Consider the following 15,958-nt stretch of genomic DNA (forward strand, 5'->3'; position numbering starts at 1 on the left):
GCGGAAGAAAACAGCGGGGCATGGTGGCCCTGTCCGTTCTGTTCGGCATGGCGGCCGGGCTGACGGCCTGCGGAGGTGGCGGCAGAACCTCGTCACCGACCGCAGCCGCATCCGCACCGGTACCCGTAGCACTGGCCGTTGCCGCACCCGCTATGGAACCCGCCTCCACGCAGCCTCGAACGGGAGGCCCCCTTCCGGCGGAGCTGGCCGGCGTTGTCGGCAACGGCCCGTTCATCGTCGTCGACCAGTTCGGCTATCTGCCCGGCCTGAAGAAGGTGGCGGTGCTGCGCGACCCGGCCAACGGCTTCGACGGCTCGGATCAGTACGTGCCGGGTGCGACGTTGCAGGTGGTCGATACGGCGACCAATGCCGTGGTGTTCAGCGGTTCGCCCACGCCCTGGAAGAACGGCGCCGTCGATGCCTCGTCCGGCGACCGCGCCTGGCATTTCGACTTCAGCGCCGTCACCACGCCCGGCACCTACGAGGTGGTCGACCAGGTGCGCAACGTGCACTCAGCGCGGTTCAAGATCAGCGCCGACGTGTACCGGCCGGTGCTGGTGCAGGCGATGCGCACTTTCTTCTACCAGCGCGCCGGCCACGCCAAGCTTGCGCAGTACGCAGGCACCAACTGGGCCGACAACGCGAGCCACATGGGTCCTTTGCAGGACACCCAGGCGCGCCGCTACAACGCGCCCGGCGATGCATCGACCCAGCGCGATTTGCATGGCGGCTGGTACGACGCCGGCGACTTCAACAAATACACCAGTTGGGGGGCGGCCTACGTCGTCGACTTGCTGCATGCCTACACCGAGAACAAGTCGGTGTGGACCGACGACTTCAACCTTCCCGAATCCGGCAACGGCACACCCGATATCCTGGACGAAGTGAAGTGGGGCCTGGACTGGCTGGTGCGAATGCAGAAGGACGATGGGTCCGTGCTATCCATCGTGGGGCTCGCGTCGGTCGACGGCGGCGGCCGACCTTCTGCCGCCATTGGGCAGAGCCTGTACGGCGATGCGAGCACCTCGGCGACATTGGCGTCCGCGATGGCCTACGCCTATGGCGCCCAGGTGTACGCATCACTGAACAAGCCCACTTACGATGCCTACGCCGCCGATCTCGGGCAGCGCGCAAAGCGGGCCTGGGATTGGGCCATCGCCAACCCCAACGTGCTCTTCTACAACAACGATGCTTCCCGCGGCACCCAGGGGCTGGGTGCAGGTCAACAGGAAACCAACGACGAGGGTCGCGCCCACTTGCGTCTGGCGGCGGCGATCTATCTGTACGCATTGACCGGCGACACGACCTACCGCAACTACGTCGATAACAACTACACCGAAGTGCCTATGATGAAGTCGTGGTGGCTGTCGCCCTACGATGCCGGCGTGAACCGTCCGCTGTTGTATTACGCATCGCTACCTAGTGCGACGGCCGGCGTGGCGCAAAGTATCCGCAGCCGCTACACGGAGCTGTGGGAGCGCCCGGACTATGCCGGCTGGGGCGCTGTCGCCGATCAACGCGATCCCTACCGCGCCCACATCGACTCCTACCATTGGGGCAGCAACGGAATAAAGGCGCTCATGGGCGGCATGTTCGCCGACGAAGGGCTGTACGGTCTGAGCCAGCACAGCTCCGCGGAGATCGCCGACGCCGGCGCGGCCTATTTGCACTACCTGCACGGCGTCAACCCGCTGGGCAAGGCGTACCTGTCGAACATGGGGGCTTACGGCGCCGAGAACTCGGTGGATCAATTTTTCCACTCGTGGTTCTTCGACGGCACCCCGTGGGACAGCGTGCGCGACTCGCAGTACGGCCCCGCGCCCGGCTTCCTGGTGGGTGGCCCCAACAGTACGCAATACGACTGGGACGAGCGCTGTCCCGCTATATCGGTGAGGTGCGGCGCGGCCCGACCCTCGCCGCCGTATGGCCAACCGGGGCAGAAGGCGTACAAGGATTTCAACGACGGCTGGCCGCTGAATTCATGGCCGATCACCGAGAACTCCAACGGCTACCAGACCGCTTATATCCGGCTGCTGGCGCGGTACGTGACCGCGCCGCAGATGTCGCGGGAGCCCGCCACGGTGCGCGTGCAGACAGGGCCCAGCAGCGCATCGCAGCGGCTGTGGTCGCGCGGCCTGCCCAACCTTCATAAGAGGGAGCGCTGATGAAAGCATTCGCGACAATCGCCGCCGCGGCCTGGGCGGTAGCGGCAGGTTCGGCCTTCGCTGGTGAGGTGGCGATCCCGTCGCCGGCCGGCCAAGCGGAGATCCGCATCGAGGACGATGCCAGCCGGTTCTCGGTGCGGTGGCGCGGGAAAACCGTCGTCGCCGCTTCCCCGCTGGGACTGGAATTGGACGGCACACCCGCGTTGGGCGCGCTGACGCTCGAAAGCCGCGAGGATGCCGACGTGGATCGCGACATTCCGCTGGTCGCAACCAAGGCATCGGTGGCGCACGACCGCTATCGCGGCGCGACATTGACCTTCCGCGAAACAGATACGGGCACGCGCAGGCTCGTCCTCGACGTGCGCGCCTACGATGACGGCGTCGCATTCCGCTACCGCATCGACGATGCGGCCCCGGTGCGCCTGGGTGGTGAGAAAACGGCCTTCGTATTGCCTGGTGATTCCGAGTGCCTGGTGAGCAAGGCCGAGCCGGCGCACGAGATGCCGTTCGAGCGCCTGAAGTTCTCGGAACTGCCCGAAGGCGTGCGCTACGACGTGCCGCTGGTCTGCATGAGCCGCTCGGGCCACGCGGCCCTCGCGATCACACAGTCGCATCTGGAGGGCTACGCCGGCGCATCACTGCGGCGCGAAGGCCATGCACTGCAGGTACAGCTGTCAGCAGTGCCGGGCAGGGCAGGGCCGGCCTATGTTTCCGGGAGCGGCCTGCGCACCGCATGGCGCGTCGTGATGCTGGGCGACCGGCCCGGCGACATGATCGCGTCGTCGTTGATCGGCAACCTCAATCCGCCACCGGCTGGCGACTTCGCCTGGGTCGTGCCGGGCAAGACGGCGTGGGACTGGTGGTCCGGTCCGCTGGCAGGGGTGAAGCCGGACATGGCGACGTACCGCCGCTTCATCGACTTCGCCGCGGAGTCGGGGTTTCCCTACTACCTGATTGACGCCGGCTGGTCCTGGGGAGCCGGTCCCTGTTGCGAGGCGCGGCCCACTACCGACATCACTCGCGCCGCCGAGGGCATCGACATGCCCGCGCTGGTGCGCTACGCCGCCGACAAGGCCGTCGGTCTGTTGTTGTGGGTCCATTGGGAGCATCTGGCGCCGCGCATGGACGAGGTGCTCGACACCTACGCGCGGTGGGGCATCAGGGGCGTCAAGGTCGATTTCATGAACCGCGACGACCAGGACATGGTCGCGTTCTACCAGCGCCTGGCGGCCGCGACCGCCAGCCATCACCTTCTGCTAGACATGCACGGCGCCTACGTGCCCGCCGGCCTGCAGCGCACTTACCCCAACTACATCACCCAGGAAGGCGTGCTGGGCGCCGAATGGAACAAGATGGACAAGCGCGTCACACCGCAGCACAACCTGATGCTGCCGTACACGCGCATGCTGGCCGGACCGATGGACTACACCCCGGGCGGCTTTCGCAACGTCACGCCGGCTGCGTTCGAGGTGCGCGGCGAGATGCCGCTGACCCAGACCACGCGCGGCCAAGCGCTGGCGATGTACGTCGTCTACGACAGTCCCTTGCAGATGGTGTCCGATAGCCCCGAAACGTATCGGAGTGCCGATGGCCTCGAGTTCATCCGCCGTGTGCCCACCGCCTGGGACGAAACGCGTTTCCTTTCCGGCGAACCCGGGCGCGACATCGTGCTGGCGCGTCGCTCCGGTGCGGACTGGTACATCGGCGCGATGACCGCCGACGAGGGACGCACCGCCCGGGTGCCCCTGGAGTTCCTGTCTGCGGGCCGCTACCGCGCGACCGTTTGGGAAGACGGTGAAGCACCCGATCGCGTGCGGCGCAGCGAGCGCATCGTGAGCAAGCGCGACGTGCTCGTGCTGCGCCTGTCGCCAGCCGGCGGTGCTGCCGTGGTCCTCGAGCCTTCGGACCGATGAACGCGACGATCCGCAAGGCGATCGCCGCCGCGATGCTGGCCCTCGCGCCGTTCTGTAGCGGCGCGGTTCTCGCACAGAGCGCAGAGGGCCATCCCGACTGGCCCGGCCCCGGCCAGCTGTTCGTTGGCACCTGCTATCAGCCGGTGGACCGCAGCCGTGAACAGATCCAGCGCGACATCGCGTTGATGAGCCAGGCAGGTTTCAAGGTCGTCCGCATGGGCGACCTGTCATGGGACTACTTCGAGCCCGCCGAGGGTCGGTTCGATTTCGCGACCTTCGACTGGATCATGGATCGGATGCACGCCGCCGGCATCAAAGTGATCCTCGACATTCCGGGGCAGCCGGCGCCGATCTGGCTGCATCACCGATATCCGGGTGTGGACATCGTGAACCCGCAGGGTGCGCGCCTGCATGCGGCGGAACGCTACATGGACAACATCGGCGACCCAGATTACCGGCGCCTGCTCGCGCGCATGGCCGACACGCTGACCCGACGCTACGCAAGGCATCCGGCCCTGTTCGCGATCGGCTACAACAACGAGATCGGCAACAGTTATCTCTCGTACTCACCGGCCGACCGCGATCGCTTCGTCGAATGGCTGAAGAAGAAGTACGGCAGCATCGGCGCGCTGAACAAGGCGTGGGCCACGCAACGCTGGTCGCGGCGCCTCAACGATTGGGACGCAGTGCAACTGCCGTATGCCGAAGGCCCCGGCCCGTTCGAACGCTATCTCGATCTGCGACGCTACTGGTCCGACACGACCATCGACGTACTCCGGGAACTGGAGGCGATCAGGAAGAAGAACGTTCCGGACAAGCCGGCAATTTCGAACCTGTTCGACGGCGCGGGTCGCAAGGGCTTCGATTACCTGGCCACCCAGCGCGAGTATGCGAGCTACGGCGCGATGGGCTTCTACCCGGAGTACTACGCGGATCCGCCGGTGGGCACCGCCTTCGACGCGCTGATGATCAAGGGCGGCCTGCCTACGCCGATCTGGTTCAACGAATTCACCACTGGCAGCCCTGGCGTCTACGGGACCAAGGGGCGGTCACGGATGTGGGCGCATTTCGGACTGCTGCTTGGTGCACAGTCGGCGCTGGCGTGGACCTTCAACACCCACCTCGGCGGCGAGGAGCAGACGCTCTTCGGCCTCATCGACCACGACGACCGGCCTTCCTGGAAGCTGGCCGAGTGGGCGACCATCGGTCGGGAGTTCGCCCGACTGCAGACATTGGGCTTTCCGCGCGAGACGCGGCCGAAGATCGCGATCGCGTACTCCTTCGACAACCGCATCGCATCGAATCCACCCGGGGATGGCGTGCGTCTATATGTCACCACGCCCTTTCTTGAGCAGGCGCACAACGCCTTCGAACCGCTGCTCAAGGACAACATCGACGTCGCTGTCGTCAACATCGCCCACGAAGATCTCTCGCGCTATCGCCTTGTCGTCGTGCCGGGGCTTTACCTGCTGGACGAAAGCGGTGCAGACGCGCTGCGCAAGTTCGTCGCCGAGGGCGGCACGGTGGTCATGACAGCATTTTCCGCCAAGGTGAATGAGCACAACCAGTGGTACGACACGCCGTTGCCGGGGCGTCTCTCCGACGTCTTCGGGCTGCGCACCAGCGAGTTCTACCGGACCCCCACGATAGTGTCCGGGCTGGATACGAAGGACATAGAGAGCAAGGTCGCATACTACGAAGTACTGGAACCGTCCACGGCGGAAACGATGGCGCGCTTTTCGAACGTGGACGGCGCACCGCCGGCGATCTCGGTGAACCGGTTCGGCAAGGGGAGCGCGATCTACGTCGCCGCTCCAGCGCAGCCGCAGATCATGCGGCCGCTATATCGGCGGCTGTACGCAAGCCTGGGCATCAAGCCGGGACCGACGACGCCCGCCGGCGTGTACGCGCGCGAGGTCGATGGCAGGGTGCTTTACGTCAACACCGCGGAGGAGGGTAGGGACGTGGCGATCGATGGCGTCATGCGCGGCATGCTTTCCGGAAAGCGCTGGACGGGCACGTTGCGCCTGGAGCCGCTCGGCGTTGATCTGCTGGAGAAAGTGCCTAGCGCAGCTTCCACGGTAGCGGCAAGCAAATGAATACGAACGCCAGGCGCAACCGGCGATCGCATGAAGCCATCGCATGATTCCTCCCCCTCCAATCCTGCGTAGCGCCGTGGTCTTTTGCGTAACGGCCATCGTGTTCGCCATCTGCTTCCTGATGCTTGGGAGCGTGATTGGCGGCGATTCGCCGTGGCTCGGGCTGCTGCTGATGTTCTATTTCATGGGGCTGGCGAAGGTGGGCGAACCGCTCTTCGTTCTGCGGATGCCGCAGTTCCTCCGCGAGGTTCGTGCCTGGGAGGCGACCGGGACCGTGTATCGACGGTGGGGCGTCGAGCGATTCGGCTGGGTGCTGCGGTTGCCTCCGCTCCGCTTCCTCAATGCCTCGGTACATCTGGCAAACGGACAGCGGGACCTATCCTCGCTTTACCGGCACGCGGCGTCGTCGGAAGCCACGCATTTCTGGGCCGCGTTGCTGTTCATGCCCTACATCGCGTTCGTGTGGACACAGGGGCGGGGAGGCGTCGCCGCGTTCTTTCTGTTGATCCAGGTGCTGTTCAACGTGTACCCGATACTGCACCTCAGGCTGCTGCGTGGGCGCCTGGCAGCAATGCGTGCCAGGCGAGGCGTCAGGGCGCAGGGCAGGGTACATTTCGCGAAGTAGTGCTCCAGCTTGGCGTCACTCCAGGGTTGCCGATGTCCCACGTCCATTTCACTCCCGCCGCCGTCCTGTTCGACATGGACGGCCTGCTGATCGAAAGCGAACGCGCATTGCTGCAATGCTGGCGGGAGGCATCGCACACGCTCGGGTTGCGGCAGTTGGATGATGCGTTATGGCTGTCGTTCGTCGGCTTGTCCGATCGCGTCTGCCACGACCTGTTGCGCGAGCGCCTGGACGATTCGCAGGTGCAGGCGCTGCTGCAGGAACTGCAGGTGCGCTACGACGCCCACGTGGAAGCGGGATTACCGCTCAAGGCCGGCGTGCTGGAGTTGCTCGCGCTCCTCGAAAGCCGTCGCGTTCCGCGCGCGGTCGTGACCTCGACCCGGCGCGAGCGTGCGCTGCAGAAGCTCACGCGATGCGGGTTGCTGGCTCATTTCGATGCCGTGGTGACCGGCAGCGATGTGGTGCATGCCAAGCCGGCGCCGGACATCTATCTCCTCGCGGCGCAGCGGTTGGACGTGGCGCCGGCGCACTGCGTGGTGCTGGAGGACTCCGTGCCCGGCGTGCGCGCCGCCCTGGCAGCGGGCATGACCCCGATCCAGATCCCGGACCTGGTCGCGCCCGATGCTGCGTCGCGTGCACTGGGGCACCGCATCGTGGATTCGCTGGTGCATGCGCGCGAGTTGATTGCTGCGGCGCTGTAGCTGCAGGTCGCAGTCGCAGCGGCTGGGGCAGTTGGTCGCCAGTCCGAGTTCGCTTTTAGCCGCGCGTTCAAGCGCATGCGCGGCATAGCGCCGATCAACTACCACCAAGCCAGGATGGCGTAGCGGGCCAGGGCAGGGGGCTAAAGGACTCAAGTCCATCAGCTTAGGCAAACAGCAGGCGATCCACGCAGTGCAAATCCTTCGGATCGAAGTAGGGTTGCACCCAGTGATCGCTGGTCGACAAGAACCACTTGGCTTCCACCGCCGCCTGCCTTTTCGAGGCGGGCGTTTTCTTGCTTTTGCCGGGCGTCTTCGATTCAAGCTTGTTGAGATAATGGAAGTGGTCAACCATCGCCAGGGCCTCGATCGCGAACACCGTCGCGATCTCGGTGTCGTGAATGGCAAGCAGGTTGTCGCCGTTGGAGATCTCTCCGCCGACCGCCAAATTGGATGAGCCGCAGTAGACGACCGCGTCTGGCGTGTTGAACCCGCAGACGACAAACTTGTGGTGCACTTGGTGCCCCGCAACGCTGGCCACTTCGCTAAAGGGCCAGGGCAGCTGGGCCTTACCTGGTTTGCCAGTGACCAGCACGCCGGATTTTCGCCCGGGTTTGTATAGCGCGATACCCGCCCGCGAATCGGAAATCCCGTAGCTGAAGATGGATTCATCCGCATGAGCGGACGTCAGCGCCTGATAGACCGGACTCACGCCGTTGTCGATCGCCATCACGGCAAAAAGCAGGCTGCCGGTCCGCTTGCCACGCCGCGATTCCTTGCCGATTCGATCCACGATGCCCTCGAGGATCTCAGTCGCAAACTCTTCAGAATGGGGCGCGAAGGTGATCTCGGTGTCGGGCATCTTGCTCGATGACGCCGAGAAGGTCTCGCTTGCGATCGGTAGCTTGAGATACGCGGGGGCCTTGGCGTCGCCGTCCCAGCAGGCCTCGAACAGTTCCGCATACTTGTCGACGACTTTCTTGTCGGTGAAGACCAGGACGTGGTTGGAATTGACGTAGAGCCCGGTCACCGAGAAGTTCGTCGAACCCGTCAGCACCTTGAGCGCACGCGTTCCCTTTGAAACAAGCAGCACCTTGTCATGCGAATAGCGCTTGAATTTGCCGCGCAGGATCTGTGCATCGCCTTTGGCGGCTTTGACGAAAAGCTCTTCGAACTCGTCCTCTGGTTTTGTTTCGGACGTGGAGTGGTGCAAGGAGGCGTTGTCCAGGATTACTCGGATACGGCCTTGCTTGGCCAGGGTGAGGAACGCTTCGACGATGTCCGGCTCGTTGAGGTCGTAGGCAAACACGTCCAATCGCAATGACCGGTCGGCCAACACTTCATTCAGCACATCGAAGATGCGCGCCCGGGCCGTTAATCCGAGCCATTGGTATTGCTGCTCGTAGGTATATTCGTTGCCTTGGGCGTCGCTTCCCGACACTTGTGAGGTGTCGAAGCGCAATTCCTTGCCTTTTGGCCGAATCAGCGCCTTCGGGCCGAACCGCTGCGAGAACGCCTGCGATTGGACAAAGCCGCGGGAGAAGCCCAGTTCGACCCCTGGGCGCTTGAACGGCGCCACATCCACGGTGATGGTCAGGCTCGTATCCGAATCCATGGGAAGGAGCGAAGCATCAGCATCGAAGTACCGCGGCGTGACCGTGTATTGGTACTCGCCGTAGTAAGGCTCGATGCCCTGATGAATCGACCCCGGCACGTGAACCCAGCGGAATTTGTGCAATGGCGCGTTGAGGCTAGAGTTGACCGATTCCTTGGCATCTTGCGCATGCCGGCTCGGGTCTTCGAACTGCAACGTGTTGTAGAGGAAATAGGACGGCTTGCCCTTGGGCTTGACCTCAACGGTGAAGCCGGCGAAGCCCTTGGCAGCCCGCTTGCTGGGCAAGTTGAACGCCAGCAGCACCTTGGCGTCCCCGCGATAGGCGGTGATCGACACGGCCGCGTTGGACTTCGAGACGGAAGCGGCCATGGCAAATTCTCCTGGGGGGGGGCAGTGGTGGTCAGGACGTCCCTGTGCCTGGCACCTTGCTTCCAGGCGTTACCCAATAACAAACGTCAAATTCAACCGAAGCGGTCAGTGACTGGGCACTCTTTAACTTCGCATAATGTATAGCGGGGCAAAACGCTCAGTTTTGCGTCGTCGGCGAGATTATGTTCGGGTCACCGCGGAGCAGTTTCGCGATGCTCGGGTCTTTGCCGGGCTGACTCGTGAGGATGCTGCCGACATGCTCGGCGTGAGTCGTCGCACGATCGGTCATTGGGAGACGGGTAGGGCGCGTCCGTCGTTCGCGGCTTTCAAATTGCTGCGTGTTCTTCGCCATGGCGATCTGATCGATCCCGCGTGGTCGGGCTATGCGTTGATTCGTGGCCGGCTTGTCACACCCGAGGGGCATAGCTTCGCGCCGTGGGATATGAGCTGGCTGTCGCTTCTCGTGCGTCGAGCGGAGGCGTTCGGGCATCTGCTGCGGGAGCGTGAGGCCGGTAAGCCCGAGAACGCGCGTGAGGCGCGTTCGGGCGTCCGGCCTGTTGCGGCTGCATCGGTTGCCGTGGCAGCATCGGTTGCAGAGCGTGAAGTGTTGCCGCTCGGTTCCCAGGCGTCGTTCCATTCTTGGAACATCAAACCGCCTAATGTGACAGTCCATCGCCAATATCCCCCCCTCCCTGTAGGGGATGATTACTCCTTGGTGCTTGCTCGGCATGCGCACCTGTGGAACAGCGCCCCGTGCAGTAATACGGGGATGATTCGCGGCGGTGTCGCATGAGCGCGCTTAGCGATGCCGCGAAAGACGCGGTTGGGGCTCTGTCGCGCCTGGTCGAGGCCGCCAGTTCTCAGGGCGGTCGAGCGCAAGAGAACGGGGACGTCCGTGCGCGTAGCCGTTGCGATCTGCTTACAGAGCGGGTAATCGGTCTGCGCGAAATGCTGTCGGTCGCGCTGCGTGACGCGGGGGTGTCGTCATGAGCGCGGCCGCCGTTGTGCCTGGGTCGGTTCGGCAGCTCGCTCAGTTCCTTGCGGATTTGCGGGCCGATGGTGGTGAGCGCGGCTCCCTTGTGGCGTTTTCCTCAAAGTCGTCGCCGTTCGAGGTGCGCGATTCGCTGGACGCGTTCTATCGCTTGCGTGATGTGGGGCGTGATCTACGTGCGCGGATGCTCGCCGAAGGCGAGCCGTTGCGCGACCGCCTGATCATGGCGTGTCTGTGCCAGGAGGTAGAGGACGCGATCTTGGTCGCGCATCGGTGGTTGTCGCGGCACGCGAGGCGCGGCACGCGAGGCGCGGTGCGCCCGTCTATGGCGCATGGATGCGCCGCTCCTTTATCAGCGGTTGGATCCGCGCTCGAAGTCTCTGCCGTCGCTCCGCAGACCGCTCACGCGGACCCGGCTTTTTCTGGCCCTGGAAGGCAAGATTTGCCAGCCGGGGATTCTGTCGATCACACTCAGCCCGAGAGGGAGGCGTCTCTTTGTGCCTAAGCAACTTCGCATAATGTATATTATGTAAATATACGGAAGTGACTGGCCCGACTGGGATTCAGCCCCGCAACACCCGCACTCGCTTCTGACCTAAGGCCCCCGCTCGGGGGCTTTACGCCGCTCACGAATATCCGCAAGCCACAACGCCGTATTATCTGACTGCGATATCGAAACGCTTGCTGCGGGAGCTGCCGCCAGCCGCAGATCAAGACGTGGGCGAGCCCACTGGAACTTGGCGGCCTGTGGAGTTGCAGCCAGGCGGAGGTCGATGTGTTCAAGCGCATCCTGCTGGGTTTGGTGGCGTTCCTCGTGTTGGCGTTGGTTGTGCTGTGGGTGCTCGCTTATCGGCCGGCCATCGATCCGATCGCACCTGTTGCTGCCGGTACGTTCCCTAAAGACCTTGTTGCCAAGGGGGAAGTGCTTGCGGGGGCCGGCTACTGTTCGACCTGCCACACCGCCAAGGGCGGTGCTCCGTTTGCCGGCGGCTATGCCATGGAAACGGACTTCGGCACCATCTACTCCACCAACATCACCTCCGACCCGGACACCGGTATCGGTCGCTGGTCGGAACAGGCGTTTCGCCGCGCCATGCGCGAAGGCGTGGCGCGCGACGGCTCGCACCTGTTCCCGGCGTTTCCCTATCAGCATTTCAACCTCGTCACCGACGAGGATCTCCATGCGCTGTATGCGTACTTGATAACCCGGCCTCCGGTGAAGGCTCCCGCGCGCAAGCCGGACCTGCCCTTCCCACTCAACGTGCGAGCCCTGCAGGCCGGCTGGAAGCTGCTGTTCGTGGATGCGGATGACTACAAACCGATCACCGGCAAGACGCCCGAATGGAACCGCGGCGCCTATCTCGCCGAAGGGCTGGGCCATTGCTCGGCCTGCCACAGTCCACGCAACGGCTTGGGAGCGGAGAAGACCGGCGCGCAACGCTACACCGGCGCGGTGATCGACCATTGGTATGCGCCACCGCTGGGACCCGACAACAAGGCGCCGGTGCCATGGAGTGCCGAAGAGCTATATGCCTATCTGCGCACCGGCGCCACGCCTCTGCATGGCGTAGCGGCCGGTTCGATGTCGCACGTGGTGCATGACGGACTCGCGAAGCTGCCCGATAGCGACCTGCGTGCGATCGCGACCTACTTTGCAGACCGCTTCGGCGCTGCCGGGCCGCGCATGGCGAACACCGAAGCCACCCTCGCCCGCGTGATGGCCACTTCCCCACTCGCGAACCGGCAGGTCGACCACGGTGCGCAGCTGTACGCCGCCGCCTGCGCCTCGTGCCACTACAACCGCGGGACGATGCCATTGATGGCAAGGCCGGAACTGGGGCTCAACAGCGCGCTGACGGCGTCCGATCCCTCCACGCTCATCCAGGTGATCCTGCATGGCGTCAGCGTCCCGGACGGCTTGCCCGACACGATGATGCCGGGCTTCGCTCATTCGTTCAGCGACGCCGATGTCGTGGCCTTGGCGACCTGGCTGCGCAGCACCCGCACCGATCAGCCGCCGTGGCCGGATCTGCAATCGCAGGTGGCCGCGTTGCGCAAGAAAACCGCCGGCGAAACCGCCCTCCCCTCGCCCTGACGGCGCCCAGCCCAGGCCTGAAAAGCGTCATCCCAGTGTGGAGCCCGTTTCATGAGCCAATTCCAACTCAATGATCGCCCCGTCACCGTCGATGACGATGAGATGCCCCTGCTCTGGGCGATCCGCGAACAACTGCAACTTACCGGCACCAAGTTCGGCTGCGGCATCGGCATGTGCGGGGCGTGTACCGTGCACCTCAACGGTCGCGCGATTCGCTCGTGCATCACGCCGGTAGGCGCGATCGCCGGACAGCGCATCACCACCATCGAGGGTCTTTCGCCCGATGGCCAGCACCCGTTGCAGAAGGCCTGGATTGCCACGCAGACGCCACAGTGCGGTTACTGCCAATCCGGCCAGATCATGCAGGCGGCCACGCTGCTGCAGGACTTCCCCGACCCCAGCGATGCCGACATCGACGCCGTGATGGGCGGCAACCTGTGCCGCTGCATGACGTACACACGCATCCGCAAGGCAATCCGGCTCGCCGCTGCCGAAATGCAGGGCGCGCCGCCGCAGCCCGCCGCACCGGCGGAGGTTGGCCATGAATAAGCTCGTCGATCAGCTCACCGCCAAGCTGGCCGCCGGACACGGCGACGATGCCCCTGCGTCGCCCGGGCGCCGCGCCTTCCTCATCGGCGCCGCCGGCACCGGATTCGTGATGGCCTTCGCCAACGCTTCGTTGATCCTTTCGGGCGCCGCGCCGAAACAGGTCGTTGCCTCGCGCATGTTCGAGCCCAACCTGTGGTTTCGCATCGACAACGACGGCATCGTGACCGTGCATGTCATACGCGCCGAGATGGGCCAGCATGTCGGCACTGCGCTGGCGCGCATCCTCGCCGACGAGTTGGAGGTCGACTGGGCCAACGTGCGCATCGAGCACGTCGATACCGATCCCAAGTGGGGCCTGATGGTCACTGGCGGCAGCTGGTCCGTGTGGCAAAGCTTCCCACTGCTGAGCCAGGCCGGCGCCGCCGGACGCATGGCGTTGATCGAGGAAGGCGCCAAGCTGCTCGGTGTTTCTCCCGACGCCTGCACTGCGCGCAACGGTGTGGTCAGTGGTGGTGGCGGTTCGCTCACTTATGCGCAGATCGTGCAGCGTGGCGACCTCTCCCGCACCTACTCCGCCGACGAACTCAAGGCGATGCCGATCAAGGCGCCGGCCGAGCGCCGTCTGGTCGGCGTGGACACGTCGGCGATGGACATTCCCGACAAGACCAATGGCAAGGCCATCTACGGCATCGACGCACAGGTGCCCGGGATGCTGCATGCGCGGCCGAAGATCCCGCCGACGCGCAACGGCTCCAAGGTGGTGTCCGTGGACGATTCTGCCGCGAAATCGATCAAGGGCTATCAGCGCAGCGCCGTCCTGAACGATCCCTCCAACACCGTGCCTGGCTGGGTGATGGTGATCGCCGACTCCACGCATGCCGCGATGCGTGCGGCCGACAAAGTGCAGGTGACCTGGCAGAACGACGACACCGCTGGCGTGTCCGAACAGGACGTGCAGGACCGCGCCAATGCGCTTATTGCCGACCCCAAGGCCGGCGCCTTCGTGGTCGATGATCCCGGCGTCGAGCAGGCCTTCGCCCAGGCCGCCACGACCCTCGAACAGACCTATACCACGGCCAGCGCGCTGCATTTCCAACTGGAGCCTATCAACGCACTCGCCTTCGAAAAGGACGGCGTCTGGGAAATCCACACCGGGAACCAGTGGCAGTCCCTGATCCTCCCGACGCTGGCAAAAGCGCTGGGCGTACCGGAAACCAAAGTGGTGATGCGCACCTACCTGATTGGTGGCGGCTTCGGCCGACGCCTCAACGGCGACTACGCCGTGCCCGCGGCGCTCGCATCGAAAGCCTTGGGTCGTCCCGTGAAGATGATCTGCACACGCGAGGACGACGTGCGCTTCGACTCGTTCCGCTCGCCATCGGTGCAGCGCTTGCGCATGGCCTTCGACAAGACGGGCAAGGTGCTGGCGATGCAGCACGATGCCGCGGCCGGATGGCCCACCGAGGTGATGGTTCCGGTCTTCATGCCCAAAGGTAAGAACGGCAAGCCCTACGATCCGTTCGCGATCGCGGGTGCCGATCATTGGTACAACGTCGGTGCGCATCGCGTGCGTGCATTGTCCAACGACCTCGCCAACCGCGCGTTCCGGCCGGGTTGGCTGCGCTCGGTCGGCCCGGGCTGGACCAATTGGGCAGTGGAGAGCTTCATGGACGAAGCCGCGCACCACCTGCGTATGGATCCATTGCAGTTCCGGCTGCGACTGTTCGACGCCAGCGGCGGGAACGCAGGCACAGAGCCCAATTCGGTTGGTGGCGCCAAACGCCAGGCCGCAGTGCTGCAACGCGTTGCGCAACTGGCGGGCTGGGGCGCAAAACTACCTGCCGACACCGGTATTGGCTTGGCCACGAGTTTCGGGCAGGAACGCGACATGCCCAGCTGGATGGCCTGCGCGGCACGCGTGAAGGTCGACCGCAGCACCGGGCAGGTGCATGTGGAAAAGCTCTACCTCGTCGCCGATGCCGGCACTATCGTGCACCCCAGTGGCGCCATGGCACAGATGGAAGGTGCCGCACTATGGGGGCTGAGCCTGGCGCTGCACGAGGGCACGCAGTTCGAAAAGGGCCAGGTCCGCGACACCAACCTCAACACCTACACCCCCCTGCGCATGAGCGATGCCGTGGAAACGCAGATCGAGTTCATGCCCAGCACCCAAGCCGCTGTCGGTCTGGGCGAGCCCGCTACCACCGTGGTCGGTCCAGCCATTGGCAATGCCATCTTCAATGCGGTGGGTGTGCGCCTGCGCCACCTGCCGATACGACCGGAGGCGGTATTGGCGGCACTTAAACAGAAGGCATGAGGACTAAAGCGACGAGGTCCTAGCCCCGGACCTCGGCCGTCCTACCTGCATGCCGATCGCACATCCTCATCCAACTGCTGCAGAAGCCGGTACGTGCGCTTCAGTCCAGCTTTGCGCAACGCCTTCTCCCGACGAGCCTTCGCCGACTCGCATGCGGTACTGCTTGGCTCGATCGGAACATGCGCACCGCTGGCCGCACCGCGGTGCGAAACCCTTGTGGATGCGGACTGCTTGGGCGGCCGATAAACAGGAACGCGCTCAGGAGTGAATTCTACGGTCCTTGTCTGCGTGGCCTCGGACCCGCATGGGTGATCCTGATAGGCAACCCCGCCGCTTTTATCGACGCAGCGGTACATCGTGTCCGCATGCGCTACGCCACTGATCAACAGCAGCATCACCATCACCATCATCTTCCTCATCGCTGACTCTCCTTAGCGCCTAGGAGAGCATTTACCCGCTGCGGATCCAAAGCTGTTGCTAATGAAGCAACACGCGGTTGCGAGTAGCGATCAATCTGCGCGG

General features: G+C 64.4%; 11 protein-coding genes. 9 read left to right on the forward strand and 2 right to left on the reverse strand.

Annotated elements, in window-relative coordinates:
• Positions 1-20: 20 nt before the first annotated feature.
• The 5 genes from ACYVJ8_RS05495 to ACYVJ8_RS05515 are packed head-to-tail and all read left to right on the forward strand — an operon-like array spanning position 21 to position 7,503.
• Positions 21-2,165, forward strand: a complete 2,145-nt coding sequence (locus ACYVJ8_RS05495; protein ID WP_460710076.1) for a glycoside hydrolase family 9 protein — start codon at positions 21-23, stop codon at positions 2,163-2,165.
• Positions 2,165-4,078: a glycoside hydrolase family 97 protein gene (locus tag ACYVJ8_RS05500; RefSeq protein ID WP_460710078.1), complete on the forward strand. Its 1,914-nt coding sequence runs from the start codon at positions 2,165-2,167 to the stop codon at positions 4,076-4,078. The genes ACYVJ8_RS05495 and ACYVJ8_RS05500 overlap by 1 nt, the downstream gene beginning before the upstream one ends.
• On the forward strand, positions 4,075-6,177 hold the full coding sequence (locus ACYVJ8_RS05505) for a beta-galactosidase (RefSeq protein ID WP_460710080.1): 2,103 nt from the start codon (positions 4,075-4,077) through the stop codon (positions 6,175-6,177). Before ACYVJ8_RS05500 ends, ACYVJ8_RS05505 begins: the two co-directional genes overlap by 4 nt.
• A gap of 43 nt (positions 6,178-6,220) precedes the next feature.
• Positions 6,221-6,802 (forward strand): glycosyl-4,4'-diaponeurosporenoate acyltransferase CrtO family protein, encoded by a 582-nt coding sequence (locus ACYVJ8_RS05510; protein ID WP_460710082.1) that lies wholly within the window; start codon positions 6,221-6,223, stop codon positions 6,800-6,802.
• A gap of 32 nt (positions 6,803-6,834) precedes the next feature.
• Positions 6,835-7,503 (forward strand): HAD family hydrolase, encoded by a 669-nt coding sequence (locus ACYVJ8_RS05515; protein WP_460710084.1) that lies wholly within the window; start codon positions 6,835-6,837, stop codon positions 7,501-7,503.
• A 163-nt stretch (positions 7,504-7,666) separates the two neighbouring features.
• On the opposite strand, the gene ACYVJ8_RS05520 is transcribed toward ACYVJ8_RS05515, so the two are convergent.
• Entirely contained in the window at positions 7,667-9,484 is a 1,818-nt protein-coding gene (locus ACYVJ8_RS05520) for a phospholipase D-like domain-containing protein (protein WP_460710086.1), read from the reverse strand.
• 136 nt (positions 9,485-9,620) lie between these two features.
• On the opposite strand from ACYVJ8_RS05520, the gene ACYVJ8_RS05525 reads away from it, so the two are divergent.
• The 4 genes from ACYVJ8_RS05525 to ACYVJ8_RS05540 all read left to right on the forward strand — a co-directional run bounded on the left by ACYVJ8_RS05525 (position 9,621) and on the right by ACYVJ8_RS05540 (position 15,436).
• Positions 9,621-10,277, forward strand: a complete 657-nt coding sequence (locus ACYVJ8_RS05525; RefSeq protein ID WP_460710088.1) for a VC1465 family Xer recombination activation factor — start codon at positions 9,621-9,623, stop codon at positions 10,275-10,277.
• Between the two features lie 973 nt (positions 10,278-11,250).
• Positions 11,251-12,570, forward strand: coding sequence for a c-type cytochrome (locus tag ACYVJ8_RS05530; RefSeq protein WP_460710090.1), 1,320 nt, complete (start codon positions 11,251-11,253; stop codon positions 12,568-12,570).
• A gap of 51 nt (positions 12,571-12,621) precedes the next feature.
• The gene (locus ACYVJ8_RS05535; RefSeq protein ID WP_460710092.1) at positions 12,622-13,119 is read left to right on the forward strand and encodes a (2Fe-2S)-binding protein; all 498 of its coding nucleotides are present in this window, start codon (positions 12,622-12,624) and stop codon (positions 13,117-13,119) included.
• The gene (locus ACYVJ8_RS05540; protein WP_460710094.1) at positions 13,112-15,436 is read left to right on the forward strand and encodes a xanthine dehydrogenase family protein molybdopterin-binding subunit; all 2,325 of its coding nucleotides are present in this window, start codon (positions 13,112-13,114) and stop codon (positions 15,434-15,436) included. The genes ACYVJ8_RS05535 and ACYVJ8_RS05540 overlap by 8 nt, the downstream gene beginning before the upstream one ends.
• Positions 15,437-15,477: 41 nt before the next feature.
• Here ACYVJ8_RS05540 and ACYVJ8_RS05545 read toward each other — a convergent pair whose 3' ends face one another.
• The gene (locus tag ACYVJ8_RS05545) at positions 15,478-15,855 is read right to left on the reverse strand and encodes a DUF4124 domain-containing protein (RefSeq protein ID WP_460710096.1); all 378 of its coding nucleotides are present in this window, start codon (positions 15,853-15,855) and stop codon (positions 15,478-15,480) included.
• Positions 15,856-15,958: the final 103 nt, after the last annotated feature.

This window comes from Lysobacter terrae (assembly GCF_054782215.1).

Excerpts from the sequence above, each read along its gene's own strand:
- ACYVJ8_RS05495 (WP_460710076.1), top strand. The coding sequence starts at position 21 with ATGGTGGCCCTGTCCGTTCTGTTCGGCATGGCGGCCGGGCTGACGGCC.
- ACYVJ8_RS05535 (WP_460710092.1), top strand. The coding sequence starts at position 12,622 with ATGAGCCAATTCCAACTCAATGATCGCCCCGTCACCGTCGATGACGAT.
- ACYVJ8_RS05545 (WP_460710096.1), bottom strand. The coding sequence starts at position 15,855 with ATGAGGAAGATGATGGTGATGGTGATGCTGCTGTTGATCAGTGGCGTA.
- ACYVJ8_RS05510 (WP_460710082.1), top strand. The coding sequence starts at position 6,221 with ATGATTCCTCCCCCTCCAATCCTGCGTAGCGCCGTGGTCTTTTGCGTA.
- ACYVJ8_RS05505 (WP_460710080.1), top strand. The coding sequence starts at position 4,075 with ATGAACGCGACGATCCGCAAGGCGATCGCCGCCGCGATGCTGGCCCTC.
- ACYVJ8_RS05525 (WP_460710088.1), top strand. The coding sequence starts at position 9,621 with ATGTATAGCGGGGCAAAACGCTCAGTTTTGCGTCGTCGGCGAGATTAT.
- ACYVJ8_RS05515 (WP_460710084.1), top strand. The coding sequence starts at position 6,835 with ATGTCCCACGTCCATTTCACTCCCGCCGCCGTCCTGTTCGACATGGAC.
- ACYVJ8_RS05540 (WP_460710094.1), top strand. The coding sequence starts at position 13,112 with ATGAATAAGCTCGTCGATCAGCTCACCGCCAAGCTGGCCGCCGGACAC.
- ACYVJ8_RS05520 (WP_460710086.1), bottom strand. The coding sequence starts at position 9,484 with ATGGCCGCTTCCGTCTCGAAGTCCAACGCGGCCGTGTCGATCACCGCC.
- ACYVJ8_RS05500 (WP_460710078.1), top strand. The coding sequence starts at position 2,165 with ATGAAAGCATTCGCGACAATCGCCGCCGCGGCCTGGGCGGTAGCGGCA.